21 protein-coding genes and 1 pseudogene are annotated in these 20,688 nt (G+C 72.0%); 5 read left to right on the top strand and 17 right to left on the bottom strand.

The window, feature by feature from the left end; genetic code table 11:
• The first annotated feature begins 7 nt into the window (after positions 1-7).
• Complete coding sequence (locus tag EAO77_RS09500) at positions 8-625, top strand: rhomboid family intramembrane serine protease (protein ID WP_147989047.1); 618 nt, start codon at positions 8-10, stop codon at positions 623-625.
• A gap of 73 nt (positions 626-698) precedes the next feature.
• On the opposite strand, the gene mqnP is transcribed toward EAO77_RS09500, so the two are convergent.
• The 3 genes from mqnP to EAO77_RS09485 are packed head-to-tail and all read right to left on the bottom strand — an operon-like array spanning position 699 to position 3,534.
• Positions 699-1,622 carry a menaquinone biosynthesis prenyltransferase MqnP gene (gene mqnP, locus EAO77_RS09495; RefSeq protein WP_147987589.1) on the bottom strand — a complete coding sequence of 308 codons (924 nt, stop codon included), beginning with the start codon at positions 1,620-1,622 and terminating at the stop codon, positions 699-701.
• Complete coding sequence (locus EAO77_RS09490; protein ID WP_147987588.1) at positions 1,619-2,086, bottom strand: hypothetical protein; 468 nt, start codon at positions 2,084-2,086, stop codon at positions 1,619-1,621. Before EAO77_RS09490 ends, mqnP begins: the two co-directional genes overlap by 4 nt.
• Positions 2,083-3,534: a menaquinone biosynthesis decarboxylase gene (locus EAO77_RS09485; protein WP_147987587.1), complete on the bottom strand. Its 1,452-nt coding sequence runs from the start codon at positions 3,532-3,534 to the stop codon at positions 2,083-2,085. Before EAO77_RS09485 ends, EAO77_RS09490 begins: the two co-directional genes overlap by 4 nt.
• A gap of 86 nt (positions 3,535-3,620) precedes the next feature.
• On the opposite strand from EAO77_RS09485, the gene EAO77_RS09480 reads away from it, so the two are divergent.
• From EAO77_RS09480 to EAO77_RS09470, 3 genes are all read left to right on the top strand, one after another.
• Positions 3,621-3,977 (top strand): PLD nuclease N-terminal domain-containing protein, encoded by a 357-nt coding sequence (locus tag EAO77_RS09480; RefSeq protein ID WP_147987586.1) that lies wholly within the window; start codon positions 3,621-3,623, stop codon positions 3,975-3,977.
• A 151-nt stretch (positions 3,978-4,128) separates the two neighbouring features.
• Positions 4,129-6,171 carry a hypothetical protein gene (locus tag EAO77_RS09475; protein WP_147987585.1) on the top strand — a complete coding sequence of 681 codons (2,043 nt, stop codon included), beginning with the start codon at positions 4,129-4,131 and terminating at the stop codon, positions 6,169-6,171.
• The gene (locus EAO77_RS09470) at positions 6,171-7,676 is read left to right on the top strand and encodes a hypothetical protein (protein ID WP_147987584.1); all 1,506 of its coding nucleotides are present in this window, start codon (positions 6,171-6,173) and stop codon (positions 7,674-7,676) included. The genes EAO77_RS09475 and EAO77_RS09470 overlap by 1 nt, the downstream gene beginning before the upstream one ends.
• Positions 7,677-7,704: 28 nt before the next feature.
• Here EAO77_RS09470 and EAO77_RS09465 read toward each other — a convergent pair whose 3' ends face one another.
• The 8 genes from EAO77_RS09465 to hemL form a co-directional block, all read right to left on the bottom strand.
• Positions 7,705-8,235: an SRPBCC domain-containing protein gene (locus tag EAO77_RS09465; protein WP_147987583.1), complete on the bottom strand. Its 531-nt coding sequence runs from the start codon at positions 8,233-8,235 to the stop codon at positions 7,705-7,707.
• Between the two features lie 61 nt (positions 8,236-8,296).
• Positions 8,297-9,379, bottom strand: coding sequence for a c-type cytochrome biogenesis protein CcsB (gene ccsB, locus EAO77_RS09460; protein ID WP_147987582.1), 1,083 nt, complete (start codon positions 9,377-9,379; stop codon positions 8,297-8,299).
• Positions 9,376-11,073, bottom strand: coding sequence for a cytochrome c biogenesis protein ResB (locus EAO77_RS09455; protein WP_147987581.1), 1,698 nt, complete (start codon positions 11,071-11,073; stop codon positions 9,376-9,378). The genes ccsB and EAO77_RS09455 overlap by 4 nt, the downstream gene beginning before the upstream one ends.
• Positions 11,074-11,077: 4 nt before the next feature.
• Positions 11,078-11,842, bottom strand: a complete 765-nt coding sequence (locus EAO77_RS09450) for a cytochrome c biogenesis CcdA family protein (RefSeq protein ID WP_147987580.1) — start codon at positions 11,840-11,842, stop codon at positions 11,078-11,080.
• Between the two features lie 5 nt (positions 11,843-11,847).
• Positions 11,848-12,447, bottom strand: coding sequence for a TlpA family protein disulfide reductase (locus EAO77_RS09445; protein WP_147987579.1), 600 nt, complete (start codon positions 12,445-12,447; stop codon positions 11,848-11,850).
• Positions 12,448-12,515: 68 nt separating this feature from the next.
• Complete coding sequence (locus tag EAO77_RS09440) at positions 12,516-13,769, bottom strand: hypothetical protein (RefSeq protein ID WP_147987578.1); 1,254 nt, start codon at positions 13,767-13,769, stop codon at positions 12,516-12,518.
• A 320-nt stretch (positions 13,770-14,089) separates the two neighbouring features.
• Positions 14,090-14,770 carry a histidine phosphatase family protein gene (locus tag EAO77_RS09435; RefSeq protein ID WP_147987577.1) on the bottom strand — a complete coding sequence of 227 codons (681 nt, stop codon included), beginning with the start codon at positions 14,768-14,770 and terminating at the stop codon, positions 14,090-14,092.
• Positions 14,767-16,083 (bottom strand): glutamate-1-semialdehyde 2,1-aminomutase, encoded by a 1,317-nt coding sequence (gene hemL / locus EAO77_RS09430; protein ID WP_147987576.1) that lies wholly within the window; start codon positions 16,081-16,083, stop codon positions 14,767-14,769. Before hemL ends, EAO77_RS09435 begins: the two co-directional genes overlap by 4 nt.
• 116 nt (positions 16,084-16,199) lie before the next feature.
• Between hemL and EAO77_RS09425 the strand changes: the two genes are divergently transcribed.
• Positions 16,200-16,754: a hypothetical protein gene (locus tag EAO77_RS09425; RefSeq protein ID WP_187283170.1), complete on the top strand. Its 555-nt coding sequence runs from the start codon at positions 16,200-16,202 to the stop codon at positions 16,752-16,754.
• Positions 16,755-16,795: 41 nt separating this feature from the next.
• Here EAO77_RS09425 and EAO77_RS39860 read toward each other — a convergent pair.
• The 6 genes and pseudogenes from EAO77_RS39860 to EAO77_RS38530 form a co-directional block, all read right to left on the bottom strand.
• Positions 16,796-16,907, bottom strand: a pseudogene (locus EAO77_RS39860) (DNA polymerase subunit beta); the annotation flags it as partial.
• Between the two features lie 99 nt (positions 16,908-17,006).
• Entirely contained in the window at positions 17,007-17,453 is a 447-nt protein-coding gene (locus EAO77_RS09415) for a universal stress protein (RefSeq protein WP_147987574.1), read from the bottom strand.
• Between the two features lie 63 nt (positions 17,454-17,516).
• Complete coding sequence (locus EAO77_RS09410; RefSeq protein WP_147987573.1) at positions 17,517-18,125, bottom strand: FMN reductase; 609 nt, start codon at positions 18,123-18,125, stop codon at positions 17,517-17,519.
• A 2-nt stretch (positions 18,126-18,127) separates the two neighbouring features.
• The gene (locus EAO77_RS09405; RefSeq protein WP_147987572.1) at positions 18,128-19,252 is read right to left on the bottom strand and encodes an LLM class flavin-dependent oxidoreductase; all 1,125 of its coding nucleotides are present in this window, start codon (positions 19,250-19,252) and stop codon (positions 18,128-18,130) included.
• Positions 19,253-19,420: 168 nt separating this feature from the next.
• Entirely contained in the window at positions 19,421-20,209 is a 789-nt protein-coding gene (locus EAO77_RS09400) for a DUF4239 domain-containing protein (protein WP_147987571.1), read from the bottom strand.
• Positions 20,210-20,335: 126 nt separating this feature from the next.
• On the bottom strand, positions 20,336-20,491 hold the full coding sequence (locus tag EAO77_RS38530; protein ID WP_187283279.1) for a hypothetical protein: 156 nt from the start codon (positions 20,489-20,491) through the stop codon (positions 20,336-20,338).
• Positions 20,492-20,688: the final 197 nt, after the last annotated feature.

Below are 20,688 nucleotides of genomic sequence, written 5' to 3'. Positions count from 1 at the left end.
GGGCGACATGACGGACATCCGGCTCGACCGGAGCACCCGCGGCGCCGGCCGTGCCCGTACGGCCGCACTGCTCATGTGCGCCTGGATCGCCCTGCTCTGGGCGCTCGAAGCGGTCGACGTCGTCACCGGCCACGCGCTGGACGCCCACGGGATCGTGCCGCGCGATCCCGGTGAGCTGCTCGACGTCGTCCCGTCCGCCTTCCTCCACTTCGGCTTCGCGCACGTCGCGTCCAACACGATCCCGCTGCTGGTGCTGGGATTCCTCGCCGCGCTCGGCGGCATACGCCGCTTCCTCGCGGTGGCGGCGCTGATCGTGGTGGCCGACGGCCTGGCCGTCTGGCTCGTCTCCCCGTCCGGGACGAACACCGCGGGAGCGTCCGGCCTGGTCTTCGGCCTGTTCGGCTACCTGCTCGCGCGCGGCTTCGTGGAGCGCAAGGCCCTCGACGTGGTGGTGGGCGTGCTCGTCGCGGCGGTCTGGGGCGGCTCGATCCTCGCCGGCCTGTCGCCGTCGGCGAGCGGGGTCAGCTGGCAGGGCCATCTCTTCGGCCTGGTGGCGGGGGTCGCCGCGGCGTTCGTCCTCCGCACCCGGGGCCGCACGCCCCGGCAGCGGGTCCCGGCCTGCTGAAGCGGGCACGGCGGTCCGGGGCGGGCGCCGCGCTCCCCGGTGGCGGGGCAGTCCGTGCCGCGGCGGGGCCGCGTCAGACGGTGAGGCCCCGCACCACCAGGTCGAGCAGCGCGCACACGAACAGCGCTATGCCGATGAAGCCGTTGACGGTGAAGAACGCCCGGTTCAGGCGGGACAGGTCGTGCGGTCGCACGATCGAGTGCTCGTAGGCGAAGGCCGCCGCCACCACGGCGAGACCGGCCCACAGGAACGCGCCCGCGTCCGTCGCCACCGCGTACCAGACGAAGAGCGCCATCGTGACGGCATGGCAGGCACGGGCGCCGTACAGGGCGGCCGGGATGCCGAAGCGCGCCGGGACCGAGCGGACACCGTGCGCGCGGTCCGCCTGCACGTCCTGGCAGGCGAAGATCAGGTCGAAGCCGCCGATCCACACACCGACCGCGAGCCCGAGGATCACCGCGTCCCAGGACCAGGAGCCGGTGACCGCGATCCACGCGCCGACGGGGCCCATGGCCTGGGCGAGTCCCAGGATGGCGTGGGGGTAGTCGGTGAACCTCTTGCCGTACGGGTAGACCACCATCGGCACCACCGCGACCGGCGCCAGCGCCAGGCACAGCGGGTTGAGCAGGGCGGCCGCGCCGAGGAAGACCGCGAGGGCGATCAGCGCGCCGGTCCACGCCGACCGGACGGACACCGCGCCGGTGACCAGTTCCCGGGAGGCGGTGCGCGGGTTCCGCGCGTCGATCTCGCGGTCGATGATCCTGTTGCACGCCATGGCGAAGGTCCGCAATCCGACCATGGCGACGGTGACGAGGAGCAGATCGGCCCAGTGGACGCGGCCGTCCACCTCGAACATGGCGGTGAGGGCGGCGATGTAGGCGAAGGGCAGCGCGAAGACCGAGTGCTCGATCATCACCAGGCGCAGGAAAGCCTTCACCTTCCCGGCCGGCCGCGGCGCGGGACCCGGGCCCACGACCCCGTCGGTGGTCGTCATCATGCGAGGCTCCCGAGGAACGCGTCGAGGTCGGCGAGCAGCCCGTCGACGGGCAGCGGACCGGTCTCCACCGTGAGCGGCACGGCGTCGTCGCCCGGCGGGGTGACGTGCGCCGTGAACGCGTACGCCCCCTCCCCGGCCGGGCGGGCGTCCAGCCGCAGCACGGCGCCGCCGTCGACCTCGAACGGGCCGGCCGCCGCGGCGAGCTCCGCGCGCAGGCGCTCGGCGAAGCCCGCCGGTTCCGTGTCGCGCACTCCGGGCAGCTCAAAACCGTCGCCCTCGCCGCCGCTCTCCACGAGCACGGCCCAGGTGTCCCCGGCGCCGGCGAACTCCTCGGCGCCGACGCCGGCCTCTGCGGCGGCGCGCCGGACGTCCGGGTCCGCGGGGTCGAGCTCGGGACGCACCAGCGCGACGTAGTCGGTGTCGCCGCCGATGAACAGCGCGGGCCCGCCCGTGGCCGGGCTCACAGCCCGTACTCCTTCCACCGGCGGTCGACCAGCGCGGCCGTCGCGGGGTCGGACTCGACCATCTCGGGCCAGCCGCCGTCCCGCGTGTACCCCTCCTCGGGAAGCTTGCGGGTCGCGTCGATGCCCGCCTTGCCGCCCCAGAACTGCTGGTAGGAGGCGTGGTCGAGATGGTCGACGGGCCCCTCGACGACGGTGAGGTCGCGTGCGTAGTCGGTGTTGCCGAGCGCCCGCCAGGACACCTCGTGCAGGTCGTGGACGTCGCAGTCGGCGTCGACGACCACGATCAGCTTGGTCAGCGACATCATGTGCGCGCCCCAGATCGCGTGCATCACCTTCTGGGCGTGCTTCGGGTACTTCTTGTCGATCGAGACGATCGCGCAGTTGTGGAAGCCGCCCGACTCGGGGAGGTGGTAGTCCACGATGTCCGGGACGATGATCTTGAGCAGCGGCAGGAAGAAGCGCTCGGTGGCCCGGCCCAGCGGACCGTCCTCGGTCGGCGGGCGGCCGACCACGATCGACTGGAGGAGCGGCCGCTTGCGCATGGTGACGCAGTCGATCCGCAGCGCGGGGAACGGCTCCTGCGGCGTGTAGAAGCCGGTGTGGTCGCCGAACGGCCCCTCGGGGAGCATCTCCCCCGGCTCCAGCCAGCCCTCCAGCACCACCTCGGCGTTGGCCGGGACCTGGAGCGGCACGGTCTTGCAGTCGACCATCTCGATCCGCTTGCCGGCGACGAAGCCGGCGAAGAGGTACTCGTCGATGTCGCCGGGCAGCGGCGCGGTCGAGGCGTACGTCACGGCCGGCGGGCAGCCGAAGGCGATGGCGACCGGCAGCCGCTCGCCGCGCCGTGCGGCGACGGCGTAGTGGTTGCGGCTGTCCTTGTGGATCTGCCAGTGCATGCCGATGGTGCGCCGGTCGTGGCGCTGGAGCCGGTAGAGGCCGAGGTTGCGGATGCCCGTCTCCGGGTCCTTGGTGTGGGTGAGCCCGAGGTTGAAGAACGAGCCCCCGTCCTGCGGCCAGGTGAAGAGGGCGGGCAGGGCGTCGAGGTCGACGTCGTCGCCCTGCAGGACGACCTCCTGCACGGGCGCGTCCTTCACCTTCCTCGGCGGCACGTGGACCATCGAGCCCAGCTTGCCGAAGGCCTCGCGCACGCCCACGAAGCCGTGCGGCAGCTCCGGCTTGAGCAGCCCGCCGATCTTGTCGCTGATGTCGGCGTAGGACTTCAGTCCGAGCGACTTCAGCAGGCGGCGGTCGGTGCCGAAGACGTTCATCGCGAGGGGCATCGCCGAGCCGCGCACGTTCTCGAAGAGGAGCGCGGGGCCGCCGGCCTTGTTCACCCGGTCGACGATCTCCCCGACCTCCAGGTGCGGATCGACCTCGGCCTTGATGCGCTTGAGGTCTCCCTCGCGCTCCAGCGCCCGGAGCAGGGAGCGAAGATCGTCGTAAGCCATGCCGTCCAGTATCCGGTACGCACTACGCTGGAGCTGTCACGGGGGCCGCGGTTCGGCCCCGAGCTCTGTCGCGCAAGGGGGCGGCCATGCTTCGGGTGCTGATGGTGCTGGTGCCTCTGGGCCTGAGCATCTACGCGTTCATCGACTGCATCACCACCGACGAGAAGGACGTCCGCCACGTCCCGAAGCCGCTGTGGGCGATCCTCGTGCTGCTGTTCCCCCTGGTCGGCTCGATCTCCTGGCTGGCCGTGGGCAAGGACCGCGCCGCATCGGCCGGGCGCGCCCCCTCCCGGCGCGGCTGGGTCGCGCCGGACGACAACCCCGAGTTCCTGAAGTCGCTGCGCGAGGAGAACGAACGCGAGCGCAAGGACCGGGGGGAGACGGCGGACGACGCCGTGGACGGCCCCGCGGACGGCGACGAGGGCGACAAGCCCCGTCCCTGACCGGAGTCACCCGCTCCCCTTGCGGACACCGCACGTAACGGAGTGAACACGGCACCCGCCGACGGCTACGCCGTGCCCAGGGCTGGGTAATAACCTTGATCCCGTCAACCATCCGCCCGCCCGGCGCCACTTGACCGACCGGGAGTCGTCCTTGAGGGATCAACTGGCCGCGCGGAGCGGCTTACTCGCGCAGCTGGCGTCCCATCTCACCGGCATCGAGGTGGACGGACGCCGGCACCGCCCCTACTGCAAGGCGCTCCCCCCGCCGGTCGTCGCCGTCGTCGGCGGACGCGGCACCGGCAAGACGTACGACGCACTGCGGCTGCGGGACCTCTGCGGCACGGCGACGCCCACGGCGTATCTCGACTGCGCCGACGACGCGCTGCGCACCGCGGCGGCCGAGTCGCCCCGCTCCCGCTCCCTGGTGACCGAGGCGCTGCTGCGCCTGGGCTCCGACTTCGTCCGCAGCGGCCCCCCGCGTGCCGGGGCCCTGCACCTGACACGGCTGTTCGCGGGCCTGGTGGCCGTCGCGTCCGGCGCCTGGGACGCCGGCCAGGACGAACGCATCGCGGCCGAACTGGGCCGGCTGGAGGCGGTCTCGCCGGTGCGCGGCGCGTCGGGGGAGGCCGCCCGGGACCGGGCGGCGAGGCTCGTCGCGGCGTACGCGGTGATGCGGCCGCCCCAGACGCCGACCGGGGTGTCGGTGGACGTGTTGCTGCGGGACCTCCCGCGCGGCGGGCGCCGCGCGGTCGGCTGGTACGGCGCCTACCCGGGCGCGCAGGGCGACGCCGCCGCCGGACTGGCCCTGCTCGGCGGCCACTTCCGGCACGGCGGCGACCAGCGGGTGCGGGCCGAGTACTACCTGGGCCAGGCGCTGCGCGCCGACCTGGAGGAGGCGTACCGGACCACGGGCGGCTGGCTGCTGCGCACCGGACGGCCGCTGATGCTGCTCGACAACGCGCACGACGAACCGGGCGAGCGCCTGGTGCGCGACTGCCTCACCTACCGCGGCCGGGGCCACCACGACCGGGTCGTCGTCGTCGCCGCCTTCCGGCGGGAGGACCCGCCGGTCCTCACGGGCGCGTACCGGCTGCCCTCGCTGACGTCGGCGGTGGGGCTCGCCGGCGGCCGGACGGACCAGCTGTGCCGGCACCCGATGGTCGTGGTGCCGTACCCTCCGCTGCCCCCTGCAGGTCCCGAGACCTCGGACGGGCTGCTGAGCCATGTGGACCCGGACGCGATGCTGCCGCCCGGACTGCCGCGCGCGCTCTACCGGTTCACCGGCGGGCGGCCGCTGGCGATGACCCGGATGACGGACGCCGTGGCGGAGCTGAACCACCTGGCGGACGCGGCCCCCGAGGACGGTGTCGTCCGGCCGGCGCTGCCCGCGCTGACCCTGCGGTCCCTGCTGCGCTACCGGCCCGCCACACCGCGGCACACGACGACGGGGCCGACGGTGGCGCAGACGCTGCGCGACGAACTGGTGCCGGGCGAGACGGGCGACCTGCTCACCCTGGTGTCCCCGGCGGCCGACGCACACGCCGCCGGACTGCTGCTGTCGCCGGCGGCCGCCCTCACCACGACCGAGCTGCGGCACGCCCTGGACGCGGACGGCTGGCCGCGCTGCGACGAGCACTTCGTCGGCGACCACTGTCTGCGCCTCGTGCTGCTGCACCAGCTCTACCACCGGGAGCCGGACCACTCGTCGTGGGTGCGCGGCCATCAACGGCTCGCGACGCACTACGCGGGCGCCTCCCCGGCCTCGCCGCACCAGTACCACCACGAGCTGTCGATCGGGCTGACCCGCAACGCCGTCGCGCACCTCCACGGCTCGCTCTACCTGATGAACACGGCGGCCTGGCTGGACAATCTGCTGCACATCGCGTCGGCGCCGGTCTTCGCGGGCCTCGACGAGCGGCGCAGGCTCGCCTTCACCGGCGGCCACCACGAACCGGAGCGGCGGGTGGCGCGGCTGCTGAACGCCGCCTGGCTCGCGCAGGACCGGCTGGAACTGCCGGAGGCACGGCTGGAGGCGGCCACCCGCGGGGCGCTGTACGCGATGCGGGACGACGTCGCCGACGGCTCGGTGCTCACCGACGCCGCCGAGCACTGGGCGGAGAGCATCAGGTCGGGGCGCCCCCTGCGGGAGTGCGCCTGCACACGGCGGGGACGGGCGAACGGGGGGAACGACTGATGAACAACCTGACCAAGATCCTCATCGGTGCTGCGGCCGCGGTGGTGCTGCTGCTCGGCATCGTCTACGTGCCGGACGTCCTCGACCCGGACCGCTCCTGCTCGCCCGGCGTCGAGCGCCCCGAGGACAGCGAGGAGTGCATCGGCGTCTCCGCGACCGGCTACGACTTCGGCGTCACGGAGATACGCGAGGTCGCCCGTGCCATCGGCGCGGAGAACGAGGAGGCCGCGAAGAGCGGGGACCTCATGGTCTCCGTCGCGGTGATGATGCCGTTCTCCTCGACGGCGCCCGAGCAGCTGACCAAGATGCGCCACGAGCTCCAGGGGGTCTACCTCCAGCAGCGGCTCGCCAACCGCGCCGAGGGCCGGCCGCCGCGGATCCGGGTGCTGCTCGCCAACACCGGCGACCTCGGACTGCACTGGGAGCGGGTGGTGCTCCAGCTCGTCGGCATGACCGACGACCCGGTGCCGGTGCGCGCCGTGACGGGGATAGCGACCAGCAACGAGGTGAACAAGAAGGCCGTGGGCCTGCTGGCGAAGCACCGGGTGCCCATGGTGGGCTCGACGATCACCGCCGACGACATCAGCGGCATACCCGGCCTCGCCCGGGTCTCCCCCACCAACAAGGACGAGGCCAGGGCCCTGGTGGCACACGCCAAGGCGGTCGACCGCAACGCCCTGCTGGTCTACGACACCAACGCCCGCAACAACTACGCGCGCACCCTGCGCGAGGCGTTCGACGAGCAGCTTCCCGACCAGGTCTACGACGCCCGGCCGTTCACCTCGGGCGACGAGCCGGACGACGCGGGCAACCTCGGCAACGTCTTCAACAGCATCGCGCACTACATCTGCGACACCGACGCGCACACGGTCTTCTTCGCCGGCCGGCACACCCCGCTGCGGGTGTTCGTCTCGGAACTGGGCCGGTCGGGCTGTGCCGGCCGGGGATTCACCGTCTTCACCGGTGACGAGGCCTCGTACCTCGGCTCGGACGACAAGGTCGACCGCAAGGCACTGGAGCCCCAGCCGGGCGGCGGGAAACCGCGGGTGACCCTGAAGTACGCGGCCCTCGCCCACCCCGACGCCTGGGTGCCCGCTCCGGGACGGGCACTGCCCGCGACCGGCGGGTCGGCCTCCGCCTACCGGCAGCTGGCCGACGCCCTCGCCGAGGTGCGCGACGAGATCGGCCCCAACGTGCTGCACGACGGTCAGACGATCATCGGGTACGACGCGATGGCGACGGCGGTGCAGGGCATCCGCAGGGCGACCGGCTCGTCGGCGAAGGCGCCGTCGCCGGACGACGTGACCGCCCAGTGGCCGCACCTGACGGGGTCGCTCCGGGTGAACGGCGCCAGCGGCTGGATCTGCCTGGACACCGACGGCAACCCCCGCAACAAGGCGGTGCCGATCGTGCGGCTGGCGGAGGACGGCACCCTGCGGTTCGAGGAGTTCTCCTGGCCGGACGGCAAGGAACCACCGGCGGACTGCGTCTACAAGAAGGACTGAGCAGGCCGGCCGCCCTCGGACCCGCGCGTCAGCCGGTCGCCTTGCCGGGCGCCGCGTAGGAGTCGCGCAGCCGCTGCCAGCGTTCGGCCGTCCAGGACGACCAGTCGGTGACCGGCCTGCCGTCCAGGGCGGCCGCCAGCAGCTCGAGATGGTCGTGCCAGCCGGCCAGGCAGTCCAGCAGCACCTCGTCGTCGCACCGCAGCGCGTCGGTGAAGCGCAGCATGGTGCCGTTCCCGGTGTGCGGTTCGAGGTGGAAGCGGATCCGGCCGTGGACGGTGACCGTGTACTCGGCGACCCGCTCCGTGTCCCAGGCGGTGACATGGCCGGCGGCGAGCGTGTGCCGCCCGTCGGCGTCGGCGTTGAGCCAGCGCAGCACGACCGCGCCGCCGACCCTCGGTTCGAGCACCTCGGCGGCGCACAGCCAGGCGGGCAGCCCCTCCGGCGTGGCGACGGCGGCCCAGACACGGACCACCGGATGCGGCAGGGGCACCGCCCAGCGCAGCAGGCGGGTGCCGTCCTCCCTCGTCTCCCAGGTGCCCCGGGGGATCGCGTCGCTCATGCCTCCAGCGTCGCGCGCTCCCGCCGGGGACGCGACCTCGCGCCCCGGGCGGGTCCGGCGGTCAGACGCCCGCGTAGGAGTGCAGGCTGTTCACGAACATGTTCACGCCGTAGTAGTTCCACAGGAAGCACAGGAACGCGACGAGCGCGATGTAGGCGGCCTTGCGGCCCTTCCAGCCGGCGGTCGCACGGGCGTGCAGGTACGCGGCGTAGGCGACCCAGGTGATGAAGGACCAGACCTCCTTCGCGTCCCAGCCCCAGTAGCGGCCCCACGCGTCACCGGCCCAGATCGCGCCGGCGATGATCGTGAACGTCCAGAGCGGGAAGACCGCCGCGTTGACCCGGTAGGCGAACTTGTCGAGCGACGCGGCGGCGGGCAGCCGCTCCATGACCGAGGTGGCGAACCTGCCGGGCCGGCCGCCGCTCGCGAGCTTCGCCTCGTAGGAGTCCCGGAAGAGGTACAGGATGCTGCCGACCGCGCCGAGGTAGAAGACGGCGCCGCAGAAGATGGCGGTGGAGACGTGGATCCACAGCCAGTACGAGTCGAGCGCGGGCACCAGCTGGTCGCTCTTGGTGTAGAGCACAGTCACGGCCAGGCCGAGGTCGAGCAGGACCGTGGTGACCAGGGGCAGACCGGCCCAGCGGACGTTCTTCCCGGCGAGCAGCAGCGCGAGGTACACACCGACGACGACGGTCGAGAAGGTGGTGGAGAACTCGTACATGTTGCCCCACGGCGCGCGCTGCACCGAGACGGCGCGGGCGATGACGCCGGAGGCCTCCAGCAGGAACGCCAGGGCCGTCAGCGACACCGCGATCCGGCCGTAGAGGTCGCCCTTCTCGGTGCCGCCGTGCGCTCCGGGCCCGTCGGGCACGTCACGGGTGCCGGCGGCGGCCCGGGTGACGACCTTCGGCTTGTCCAGCACCGTGGTGCCGCCGGCCGTGCGGACCGTGACGGCCGGGGCCGCGGCGGCGGCTTCCTTGGGCGCCGTCAGCGCGGCGGCCGTGCGGGCCACCTTGCTCCGGCTGCCGAAGAGCCACTCCGCCATGTGCGCGAAGAAGGCCAGCGTGTACACGGCCATCGACGAATAGATCAGATAGTTGCTGATCTCCGCGAGACCTTCGTTGGTTGCGGCGGCGAGAGTCACTGCTGTGCCCCTTCGGCAGGAACGTCCGGTTCTTCGGTTTCTCCGGGCGCCGTCGGCGCCTGTGCGTGGAGGGTCAGGGCCAGGTCGGTGAGCTCCTCGGGGAGCTTCGCCGACTCGCTGCGGCCGAGGCCCGCCATCTCGACGACGGTCACGCCGTCCTCACCGCGGACCGCCCGCACCCAGACGCGGCGGCGCCTGATGAAGAGGGAGGCCGCGAGTCCGCCGATGGCGGCGACGGCTCCGGTCAGCGCCCAGCCGGTGGCGGGCTGCCGGGTGATCTGGAAGGTCGCCCACTCCTTCACGTCCTTCTCGAACGTGATGGAGCCGGCCCCGTCCGGCAGCTGCATGGTCTCGCCGGGCAGCAGCCGCTGCTTGAGGACCTCGCCGTCGGCGCCCTTGAACTGCTTCATCTTGCGGGTGTCGAGCTGGTAGACGTTCTGCGGCAGACCGGCGTCGACACCGAGGCTGCCGTGGTAGCCGGTGAGCGCGAGCACCGGGAACTCCAGCCCGGGGAACTGCGAGAACATGTCGCCCTTGCCCGCGCCGGCGAAGGTCGGCACGAAGAAGGCCTGGAAACCGAGCTGGTCCTTCTTGCCGTTCTTGTCCCGGTACCCGTCCATCACCTTGATGGCACCGGTGGAGGTCACGTTGTTGTCGATCGGCAGCAGCGGCACCGCGTCCTGGAAGACGACGTCGCCCTTGCCGTCCCGGACGGTGACGACCGGCGCGTAGCCGTGGCCGTTCAGGTACACCTTGGTGCCGTCCACCTCCAGCGGACGGTTCACCTCGACGACCTGCTTGCGGTCCGCGCTGCCGGGGGTCGACCAGGTGAGGGCCGCCTCGTAGGTGCGCGGGGTGCCGCGCTGCGGCCCGCTCCTGGCGTACGTGCCGGTGAAGCTGTCGAGCGTGAAGCTGAACGGCGTCAGCTCGTCCGTCCCGAAGAGCGAACCGGACTTGAAGTCGTCGTACTGGGTGAGCGTGTTGGAGAACCCGCCGCCCTCGACGACCAGCTTGCCGCCCTCGGACTTGAACAGCTGCCCCCAGGCGAACGCGATCAGCATCACGATCAGCGACACGTGGAAGACCAGGTTGCCCGCCTCGCGCAGGTACCCCTTCTCGGCGGCCACCGCGTCCCCGACGCCGTGGGCGCGGAAGCGGCGGCCGCGCAGCATCGTGAGCGCCGCCTCGCGGACCTCCTCCGGCTCGGCCGCCGTGCGCCAGGTGGTGTAGGCGGGCAGCCGGGTCAGCCGGCCCGGCGCACCCGGCGGGCGGCTGCGCAGCTGGCCGACGAACTGCCAGGAGCGCGGCACGATGCAGCCGATGAGGGAGACGAAGAGCAGGATGTAGACCGCCGAGAACCACACCGAGCTGTAGACGTCGAAGAACTGCAGCTTGTCGTAGAGCGGCGCCAGGGTCTCGTGCCGGTCCCGGAAGGCCTGCACCTTCATCTCGTCCACGCTGTTCTGCGGGATGAGGGAGCCGGGGATCGCCCCGAGCGACAGCAGGAAGAGCAGGATCAGCGCCACCCGCATGGAGGTGAGCTGGCGCCAGAACCAGCGCGCCCAGCCGATCACCCCGAGCGTGGGGCCGCCGGGCGTCCGGTCGGCCGCCGTTTCCACGGGGGCCGTGGACAGCTGCGCCCCGGCCTCGCCGAGCTCGGGGTCCTCGGTGTTGTTCATGGAGGTCGTGCCCATCTGTTCAGATCCCCACCGTGAAGCCGTTGGTCCAGCCCTGCATCGACTGGACCATGCTGTCCCAGACACCTGTGAGCAGCAGGACGCCGGTCACGATCATCATCACGCCGCCGATCCGCATCACCCAGGCGTAGTGCCGCTTCACCCAGCCGAACGCTCCGAGCGCCTTCCGGAACGCCACCGCCGCGAGGACGAACGGCACCCCGAGCCCGAGACAGTACGCGACGGTCAGCAGCGCGCCCCGTCCCGCGCTGGCCTCGTTCGCCGACAGGAACGTCACGGCGGAGAGCGTGGGACCGATGCACGGCGTCCAGCCGATGCCGAACAGGGCGCCGAGCAGCGGCGCCCCGACCAGGCCGGAGACCGGCCGCCGGTGGATGCGGAACTCACGCTGGGTCATCCAGGGCATCAGGCCCATGAAGAAGACGCCCAGCAGGATCATCAGCACCCCGAGCACACGGGAGAGGATCTCCCGCTGGCCCTGGAGGGTGGAGCCGAAGTAGCCGAAGAGCGCGCCGCCGGAGACGAACACGGCGGTGAAGCCGAGCACGAACAGCGAGGCCCCGGCGACCATCCGGCCCCGGCGCGCCTCGGCGAGGTCGCTGCCGGTGACGCCCGTCACATAGGACAGGTAGCCGGGCACGAGAGGGAGGACGCACGGCGAGAAGAACGACACCAGGCCCGCGAGCACCGCGATGGGCAGCGCGAGGAGCAGTGCGCCGCCGAGGACCGTCTCGTTCACCCCCGGGGAGGCGGCGAGGAGTTCCACGCCGATCACTTCTCCGCGATCAGCGGGTCGATCATCTTGCGGAGTTCCTCGTCGTCCAGGGCGCGCAGGGCGCGGGCCGCGATCTTCCCCTCACGGTCGAGGACGATCGTCGAGGGAATGGCCTGCGGATTGAGGCTGCCCTTGGGGAACCCGTTGACGATCAGCTTGCCGATCGGGTCGTACAGGCTCGGGTACTCGACGCCGTAGTCCTTCTCGAAGGCGATCGCCGGTCCCCTGTTGGTGTCCCGGGTGTTGATGCCGACGAACTCGACGCCCTCCGCCTTGGTCTCCTTGGCGACCTTCGCGAAATAGGGCGCCTCGGAACGGCAGGGCGGGCACCACGATCCCCAGACGTTCATCACGACGACCTTGCCCTTGAGGTCGGCGACGTCGAGCTGCTCGCCCTCCAGGGTCTCGCCCTTGAGCTCGTGGGGCGCCTGCCGCTCGCCCTTGGCGACGGTGGCGATGCCGCCGGAACCGGCGACGAAGTTGGTGTCCCCTCCGCCGCCGGACTTTCCGCCGTCGCCGCAGGCCGACAGGGTGAGCGCGCCCGCGGCGACCAGTGCGGTCAGCAGGGCGGCGCGGGGGGCACGGCTGAAGCTCATGTGAAAAGTTTCGCATGACCCGCGGGGCGATCTTCCGCACCCCCCTGGGTGCCCGTTAGGCCCCGTTGTCAAGAAGCCCTAAGGAATGCGTTCCAGCCCCCGGCCGGCACCTGGCCGACATCCAGTGTGCGGAGTTTCGCGAGGAGCCGCGGATCCTGCACGTCGAGCCAGTCGCAGAACTGCCGGAAGGACACCAGCCGTACGTCCTTCCGGCCGGCCATCCCCTTCAGCGCCTCCTCGACGGCGTCCATGTAGATACCGCCGTTCCACTGCTCGAAGTGGTTGCCGATGAAGAGCGGGGCGCGATTCGACTCGTAGGCGCGGCGGAAGCCGGACAGATATGCGTCCCTGGCCTGCGTCTTCCAGCCCGGAAAGCGCGCGGGCACACCCTGGGTCGAATTCCCCGACTGATTGGCGAGCATGTTGTAGTCCATCGACAGGACCTCGAAGGAGCGCCCGGGGAAGGGCACCTGCTGGAGCGGCAGGTCCCACAGGCCCTGGCGCCGGTCCGGCCACACCTGGCGGCCGCCGGGCGAGGAGGCGTCGTACCGCCAGCCGAGCCGCCGGGCGGTGGGCAGCAGCGCGTCCTGCCCGAGGAGGCACGGGGTACGGGCGCCGACGAGTTCCCTGCGGTAGTCGAAAGGCAGCGGATCGACGTCCGTCCAGCCGGTGTTGGTCCGCCATTCGGTGACGAACTTCACAGCCTGGTCGATCTCGCTGCGCCAGTCCGCCGGGGACCACTTCCCCACCGAACCCGAACCGGCGCAGAAATGCCCGTTGAAGTGGGTGCCTATCTCGTGGCCGTCGAGCCATGCCCGGCGTATGTGGGTCAGCGTCTCCTTGATGTGGTCGTCGGTCAGATAACCGATGTCCGACGCGCCGATCCCGTTGTTCGGAGGACGGTAGAGCGACTTCTTCGACTCCGGCAGCAGATATACACCGGAGAGGAAGAAGGTCATCGCCGCGCCGTGATTCCTGGCGAGTTCGAGAAAGCGCGGGAAGAGACCGTTGCCGACTTCGCCCGCCCCGTCCCAGGAGAACACCACGAATTGCGGGGGCGTCTGGCCCGGTTCGAGCGGGACGGGCTTCGGGGGCTGGTGCGGCTGCCTGCCGGTGTCGGCCGTGGAGCCGTCGCCGATGGGCCGCCCGGTCGTCGGCGACGGCGAGGGTTTCGGCGTACGGCTCGGGGGGCCGCCCCGGCCCGTCTCCGGCTTCCCTCCGCCGTGACCGGCCGCGCTGCCGCTGCCGCAGCCCGCCACCGTGATCGCCGCCGCGGTGCCGAGTCCCGCGCCCAGAAGTCCCCTTCGGGTGATGTCGCGCATGTCTCCCCCATTCGTGCGTCCGGGCTCCCCCGGTCACGGGGAGCCGGTGCGAACCGGCACAGGGTGAGATGCCGCCCGGCACGAACGGGTTCCGGAAAAGGTGGCCGGATTTCTTCGGCGACGCACGGCCGCCGGACGACCGGCCGCACGACGCGCCCGGCCGGACGACGCGGGGGGACCACCGAGGGATTCCGGGCGGATCGGGGCACCCTCCCCGATCCGCCCCGATCCGCCCTGGTCCGGCTCTGGTCCGGCTCTGGTCCGGCTCTGGTCCGGCTCTGGTCCGCTCTCTTCCGCACGGAAGAATGCAGGCGAAGAATTCAGGCGCCGAACGCCTTCGACGTGCCCTTCACCGGCTTCGCCCCGGCGAGGAGATGCGCGGGGACGAGATCGCGGGCGGGCTCCGAGTAACCGACGGAAACGATCCTGTCGCCCTGATACGTGAACGACGTCAGCGAGGCCAGCGTGCACTGCCGGCGCCGCGGGTCGTGCCACAGCCGGCGCTTCTCGACGAAGCTGCGCACGATCCAGATCGGCAGCTGGTGGCTGACGCACACCGCCTCATGGCCGCGGGCCGCGTCCTTCGCCGCGTCGAGCGCGCCCATCATCCGCACGACCTGCTCGATGTACGGCTCGCCCCAGGACGGGCGGAACGGGTTCGTCAGGTGCTTCCAGTTCTCCGGCCGCCGCAGCGCGCCGTCGCCCACGCCGAACGTCTTGCCCTCGAAGACGTTGCCCGCCTCGATCAGCCGCTCGTCGGTGCCGAGGGCCAGCCCGTGGGTCTTGGCGACCGGCTGGGCCGTCTCCTGCGCGCGCTCCAGCGGGGAGGCCACGACATGGGTGACGTCCCGCGCCGCGAGGTGCTCGGCGACCCGGTCGGCCATCCGCCGGCCGAGGTCGGAGAGGTGGTAGCCCTCCCGGCGCCCGTAGAGCACGCCGTCCGGGTTGTGCACCTCGCCGTGACGCATCAGGTGCACGACGGTGATGTCGCCGGCGCTCATGCCGTGGCCTCCGCCGCTGCTCGGGCCGCTGCGGGCAGCGCGGCGGCGATCCGCTCCACGGCCCGCGCGTCGTGGGCGGTGGACACGAACCACGACTCGAACGCGGACGGCGGCAGGTAGACCCCGTCGGCGAGCATCGAGTGGAAGAACGCGTTGAAGCGGAACGCCTCCTGGCGCTTGGCGTCCTCGTAGGTGCGCACCTCGTCGGCGGTGAAGAACACCGAGAACATGTTGCTCGCCGACTGCACCCGGTGCGCCACGCCCTCCTTGGCGAGGGCGCCGGTCACCAGGGACCGGATCTCCTCGGAGACGGAGTTCACCGTGGTGTAGGCGGCCTCGTCGAGGAGCCGCAGCTGCGCGAGGCCGGCGGCGGTCGCGACCGGGTTCCCGGAGAGCGTGCCGGCCTGGTAGACGGGGCCGGCGGGGGCGAGGTGGCCCATCACGTCGGCACGCCCGCCGAAGGCCGCGGCCGGGAAGCCGCCGCCCATCACCTTGCCGAAGGTCATCAGGTCCGGCACCACGCCGTCGACACCGAACCAGCCGGCCCTCGACGTGCGGAAGCCGGTCATCACCTCGTCCGAGATGTACAGCGCGCCGTCGCCGGCGCAGAGGTCCTTCAGACCCTGGTTGAAGCCCGGGAGCGGCGGGACGACGCCCATGTTGCCGGGCGACGCCTCGGTGATCACACAGGCGATCTCACCGGGGTGCGCCGCGAAGGCGGCCCGCACCGACTCCAGATCGTTGTACGGCAGCACGATCGTGTCGCCGGCCTGGGCCCCGGTGACCCCGGGCGTGTCCGGCAGCGCGAAGGTGGCGAGTCCGGATCCGGCGGCGGCCAGCAGCGCGTCCACGTGCCCGTGGTAGCAGCCGGCGAACTTGATCACCTTGGAACGGCCGGTGAATCCGCGGGCCAGCCGGATCGCCGACATCGTCGCCTCGGTGCCGCTGGAGACCAGTCGCACCTGCTCGACGGGGGCGACCCGGGCCACGATCTCCTCGGCGAGCGCGACCTCGCCCTCACCGGGCGTGCCGAAGGAGGTGCCGCGCGCGACGGCGGCCTGCACCGCCGCGACGACCTCGGGGTGGGAGTGCCCGAGGATCATCGGCCCCCACGAGCAGACCAGGTCGACGTACTCACGACCGTCGGCGTCGGTCAGGTACGGGCCGGTGCCGGACACCATGAACCGGGGCGTACCGCCCACGGCGCGGAAGGCACGGACGGGAGAGTTCACGCCGCCGGGCGTCACGAGGGACGCGCGGTCGAAAAGCGTCTGCGAAACTGGGGCGTCATAGGGAAAGCTCACGGAAACCATGGTCTCAGAGGCCCGGGCGATCTTGCGGACAGGTGTTTCACCGCACGTTCGTGGGGGAGGTCACTGTCACGATGATCTGGTTGCGCGGCGGGGGCTGCGAGTGGTCGGGTGGAGATATGCATCGCGGTGGCGGACTGGGCGAGGGGACCGACGACCTGGGTCCTGAGCCCGCCCGACGGGGAAAACACCGGCGAGGCGAAGCACATGAGCCCTTGGGAGGCAGGAGCGGCCGGTTGGGGGTGACGTACAAGTACTTCGGCGCGCCCGACGGCGCGACGGCCGCCCGTGTGCCCATTTCGATGCGCCCCGAGGAGCTCGGCGGCGACGAGCTCGGCATGGGCGGCATGTTCACCAAGATCAAGCCGGAGACCATAGCCGCGATGGTGCTGACGGGCATCCAGGGCATGCCCCTGCACAGGGTGCCGCCGCTGGAACTCGTGGTGCTGCACCCGGACTACGCGGTGGTGAAACTGCCGATGACCGCGGTCGATCCGCTGCGGGACATCGGCGAGGAGTCGGTGGGTGCGGCCGCGTTCATCTGGTCGACGGTCCCGGACCGGGGCGGCCCGCGGGACGCCTTCAACGTCTACCAACTGCTGCATGAATGGCAAGATTTCAGCCATCGTCTGCACGAGGCGGGACATCAGCCGTACTGCCTGGTCTGGCCCTGACGGGGGCCTGCGGCACAGCATTCCGGCCCTGAAGGGGGCCTGCGGCACACCCTTCTCGTTCAGGCACCACACCCGGTGCCAGGCGTGCAGCGACTGGGCCAGCACGCCGAACGCCCGTGACAGGCACAGCGACACGTGCAGCGTGTCCCCGGCGCCCACCGGCGCACGGCCGCCGCGTACGCCCGGCACCGGCCGCCGGCCGCCCCACGGCCCACCGCCGCCGTCCCGAGGCCCCGCCGCGACGGCGCACCCTCAGGCGGCGGCTGCCTCGCCGCGGACGATCACCACCGGGCAGGGTGCGTGCTGCGACAGATGGAGCCCGACCGAGCCGAGCAGCGCCGCCTTGAAGCCGCTGTACCCGCGGTCGCCGACGACCACGAGGGACGCCCCTCGGGCCCGGTCCATCAGCGCCTGGGCCGGGTTGCCGATGAGGACCTTGCGGGTCACGGAAGCGGCCGCCTCGGCGCCGAGTGTCTGCTCCAGGGTGTCGCCGAGGATCTTGCCGGCCAGTTCCTCGGGGTCGAAGTCGGGCGGCAGGGACGGGACCATCGCTGCCCAGCCGGCCGCCGGGTACTCCCAGCTGATGACGGCCTCCAGGGGCTCGCCGCTCAGTCCGGCCTGCCGGACGGCCCACTTCAGCGCTGTGACGGACGGTTCGGAACCGTCCACCCCCACGACGATCCTGCCTGTCCCTGCCATGCCGCCACCTCCGTGGACGTCGGGCGTGCACCGGCTCGTGCACGCCCGCAAGCCTACGTAAATCTACGCAAACAGGTCGGCAGGGCTCGGTCCTGCGGGGGTGCGTCGCTCCGTCGTGCCCATCAGCGCGGCCAGTTCGCGACCGGCCCGCACGATGCGGTCGGGCAGTGTGTCGGTCAGGGGGTCGCCCGTGCCGCCCCAGTCCTCCGAGGCGGCGTACACCGCCGTCGGCACGACCAGCGCCCGCAGATAGGCGAAGAGCGGGCGCAGGGCGTGCTCCAGCACGAGCGAGTGGCGGGCGGTGCCGCCGGTCGCCGCCACGAGGACCGGCTTGCCGGTCAGCGCGTCGGGCTCGACGAGATCGAAGAACGACTTGAACAGACCGCTGTAGGAGGCCGCGAAGACGGGCGTCACGGCGACGATCCCGTCCGCCTCGGTCACCGCCTCCAGCGCCTCCTCCAGGGCGGGTGCCGGGAAGCCGGTCACGAAGTTGTTGGCGATGGCGACCGCCAGGTCGCGCAGTTCCACGACGCGGACGTCGGCCTCCCGGCCGGATCCGGCCAGCTCGCGGCGTACGGACTCGGTGATCCGGTCGGCGAGCAGCCGGGTCGAGGACGGTACGCCGAGACCGGCGGAGACGACGACGAGCTTGAGCGTTCCGGTGGGCTGCATGGTCACGACTCCTTCGTGGTGCCGGCGGAAGCGGGGACGGAGGTGGCGGCGTCGGCGGAGGAGCCGGCGACGGCGGGGTGGAGCGGTGCCGACTCGGGCACGCCGGCCGGCCGCAGCGCGGCGAACTCCTTGCGCAGGACGGGGACGACCTGCTCGCCGAGGATGTCGAGCTGTTCGAGCACCGTCTTCAGCGGCAGACCCGCGTGGTCCATCAGGAACAGCTGGCGCTGGTAGTCGCCGACCGCGTCACGGAATCCGAGGGTGCGCTCGATGACCTGCTCGGGCGAGCCGACCGTGAGCGGCGTCTGCTCGGTGAAGTCCTCCAGGGACGGGCCGTGTCCGTACACCGGCGCGTTGTCGAAGTACGGCCGGAACTCGCGGACCGCGTCCTGGGAGTTCCTGCGCATGAACACCTGGCCGCCGAGTCCGACGATGGCCTGCTCCGGGGTGCCGTGCCCGTAGAACGCGTACCGCTTCCGGTAGAGGTCCACCATCTTCCGGGTGTGGGACATGGGCCAGAAGATGTTGTTGTGGAAGAAGCCGTCACCGTAGTAGGCGGCCTGCTCGGCGATCTCGGGGGAGCGGATCGAGCCGTGCCACACGAACGGCGGGACGCCGTCCAGCGGTCGCGGGGTGGACGTGAAGCCCTGGAGCGCCGAGCGGAACTTGCCCTCCCAGTCGACCACGTCCTCCCTCCACAGCCTGTGGAGGAGTGCGTAGTTCTCGATGGCCAGCGGTATGCCCTGGCGGATGTCCTGGCCGAACCAGGGGTAGACCGGTCCGGTGTTGCCCCGGCCCATCATCAGGTCGACGCGGCCGTCGGCGATGTGCTGGAGGTAGGCGTAGTCCTCGGCGATCTTCACCGGGTCGTTGGTGGTGATCAGCGTCGTCGACGTGGACAGGATCAGCCGGTCGGTGCGGGCGGCGAGGTAGCCGAGAAGCGTGGTCGGCGAGGAGGGGACGAACGGCGGGTTGTGGTGCTCGCCGGTCGCGAAGACGTCCAGGCCGACCTCCTCCGCCTTCTGGGCGATGGCGAGGGTGGCCTTGATCCGCTCGTGCTCGCTCGGCGTGCGGCCGGTGGTCGGGTCGGTCGTGACGTCGCCGACCGTGAAGATGCCGAACTGCATGGCGGTCACCTCTCGAGTAGTGGTTGAACATTGAACTATGCCATTCAACCACGCCCCCCGGGCTCCTATTCCGCCGGGCCGCGCCCCGCCGCCGTGCACGCCCGCCGCTGCCCCGGGAACGCGGTGCGGGCCGCCGGCGGCGGCCCGCACCGCGGTCCCGGTGTGCGGTCAGTCCGAGCCCGAGATCCCGGGGAAGAGCTGGCGGAACGCGTCCGCCGAATCGGAGCCCGACCGCCCGAACGGCGCGTCGAAGTCCCACACCAGGAACAGGAGGAACGCGATCAGCGCGCTGAACAGTCCGGCCAGCAGGAGTTCCCGGAAGGTGCGGCCGATCTGCATGGTGAAGATCAGTCCGACGGTGATCACCGCGCCGGCGATCAGGCCGAACCACACGATGCCCGGCAGGGTCGCGCCCGCTCCCTCGGCCCGGGCGTTGCGCGCGTCCTCGGCGGCGGCCACCTGGTCCAGCATCGGCTGGTAGGCCTGGGCCTCCAGTTCGTTGGCCGGCGCGCGTTCGGCCACGCCCGTGCGCACCGCCGCGAGCAGTTCCGTCCCGCGCGGCGAGAGCTCCTCCTGCTCGATCATCCGGGGCCACTCGTCCACCACGACCTCGGTCACGTAGGCGTCGATGTCGGTCCGCAGCTTCTCCCGGAAGTCCGACGGGTAGACCTGGGCCCGCTGGGTGACCTCGTGGAGCGCCTGCGCCTCCGTGCGCACGGCGTCCTGGGCGGCCCCGCGCGCCTCCCAGACCCCGGCGATGGCGAGACCGAGGACGATCGCGTACACGACGCCGACCATCATCACCATGTACTCGAGCACATCGGGCGTCTGCGGAGCCTCGGCCGCCTCGGGGCCCTCCGCGGCGTCGCGGAGTCTGCGCTGGCTGAGGACGGTGACGACGAGGACGACGGCGCAGGCGGCCGCCATCACGGTGGCCAGGACGAGCCAGTCGGACATGAGGGGACTCCGTGAGGGGGTGCGGACGGGTTACGGGTGCGCGGTGCGTGCGGTTCCGGCGGTACCCGCCGGTGAAACGGACCGCGGGCCGGCGGGGCGGTGGACCGGGGCGGGCCCGGGTACGGCTCAGGTGCGGCCGCGGCGCGCGGCGGACTGCGAACGCGGGCGCAGCAGCGCCGCGGCGAGCACCGCCGGGGTCGTGGTCACCAGCATCAGGACCGTGAGCGGGGTTCCCGCGGGCTCGGGGTTCTTGGTCGCCGGCCGGTAGGTGTGGATGGCCACGGCCTCCACCCGCTCCGGCGGCGGAGCGGGTGCGGGCGCCGGCTCGGCGGGCGGCTCCGGCTCGGGCGGCGGCGCCGGTGGTGCCGCAGCCGGCGGCGGTGTCGCCGGTGCGGGCGGGGGCGGCTCCGGAGCGGGCGGCGCCTCACTTGCGGTTGTAGAGCCGCATGGTGACCGTCCCGAAGACGACCATCAGCACG

It is taken from the genome of Streptomyces sp. T39 (genome assembly GCF_008042045.1).
Lineage (GTDB): Bacteria > Actinomycetota > Actinomycetes > Streptomycetales > Streptomycetaceae > Streptomyces.
The sequence above is the reverse complement of the archived record's forward strand: the minus strand, read 5'-3'. Positions and strand labels throughout refer to the sequence as shown.

Bases quoted from the DNA above. Each gene is read 5' to 3' on its own strand.
- EAO77_RS09470 (WP_147987584.1), top strand. From the start codon at position 6,171: ATGAACAACCTGACCAAGATCCTCATCGGTGCTGCGGCCGCGGTGGTG.
- EAO77_RS09480 (WP_147987586.1), top strand. From the start codon at position 3,621: ATGCTTCGGGTGCTGATGGTGCTGGTGCCTCTGGGCCTGAGCATCTAC.
- EAO77_RS09440 (WP_147987578.1), bottom strand. From the start codon at position 13,769: ATGCGCGACATCACCCGAAGGGGACTTCTGGGCGCGGGACTCGGCACC.
- EAO77_RS09400 (WP_147987571.1), bottom strand. From the start codon at position 20,209: ATGTCCGACTGGCTCGTCCTGGCCACCGTGATGGCGGCCGCCTGCGCC.
- EAO77_RS09500 (WP_147989047.1), top strand. From the start codon at position 8: ATGACGGACATCCGGCTCGACCGGAGCACCCGCGGCGCCGGCCGTGCC.
- EAO77_RS09485 (WP_147987587.1), bottom strand. From the start codon at position 3,534: ATGGCTTACGACGATCTTCGCTCCCTGCTCCGGGCGCTGGAGCGCGAG.
- mqnP (WP_147987589.1), bottom strand. From the start codon at position 1,622: ATGATGACGACCACCGACGGGGTCGTGGGCCCGGGTCCCGCGCCGCGG.
- EAO77_RS09405 (WP_147987572.1), bottom strand. From the start codon at position 19,252: ATGCAGTTCGGCATCTTCACGGTCGGCGACGTCACGACCGACCCGACC.
- EAO77_RS09435 (WP_147987577.1), bottom strand. From the start codon at position 14,770: ATGAGCGCCGGCGACATCACCGTCGTGCACCTGATGCGTCACGGCGAG.
- EAO77_RS09425 (WP_187283170.1), top strand. From the start codon at position 16,200: ATGCATCGCGGTGGCGGACTGGGCGAGGGGACCGACGACCTGGGTCCT.
- EAO77_RS09410 (WP_147987573.1), bottom strand. From the start codon at position 18,125: ATGCAGCCCACCGGAACGCTCAAGCTCGTCGTCGTCTCCGCCGGTCTC.
- hemL (WP_147987576.1), bottom strand. From the start codon at position 16,083: ATGGTTTCCGTGAGCTTTCCCTATGACGCCCCAGTTTCGCAGACGCTT.
- EAO77_RS09455 (WP_147987581.1), bottom strand. From the start codon at position 11,073: ATGGGCACGACCTCCATGAACAACACCGAGGACCCCGAGCTCGGCGAG.
- EAO77_RS09445 (WP_147987579.1), bottom strand. From the start codon at position 12,447: ATGAGCTTCAGCCGTGCCCCCCGCGCCGCCCTGCTGACCGCACTGGTC.
- EAO77_RS09415 (WP_147987574.1), bottom strand. From the start codon at position 17,453: ATGGCAGGGACAGGCAGGATCGTCGTGGGGGTGGACGGTTCCGAACCG.
- EAO77_RS09465 (WP_147987583.1), bottom strand. From the start codon at position 8,235: ATGAGCGACGCGATCCCCCGGGGCACCTGGGAGACGAGGGAGGACGGC.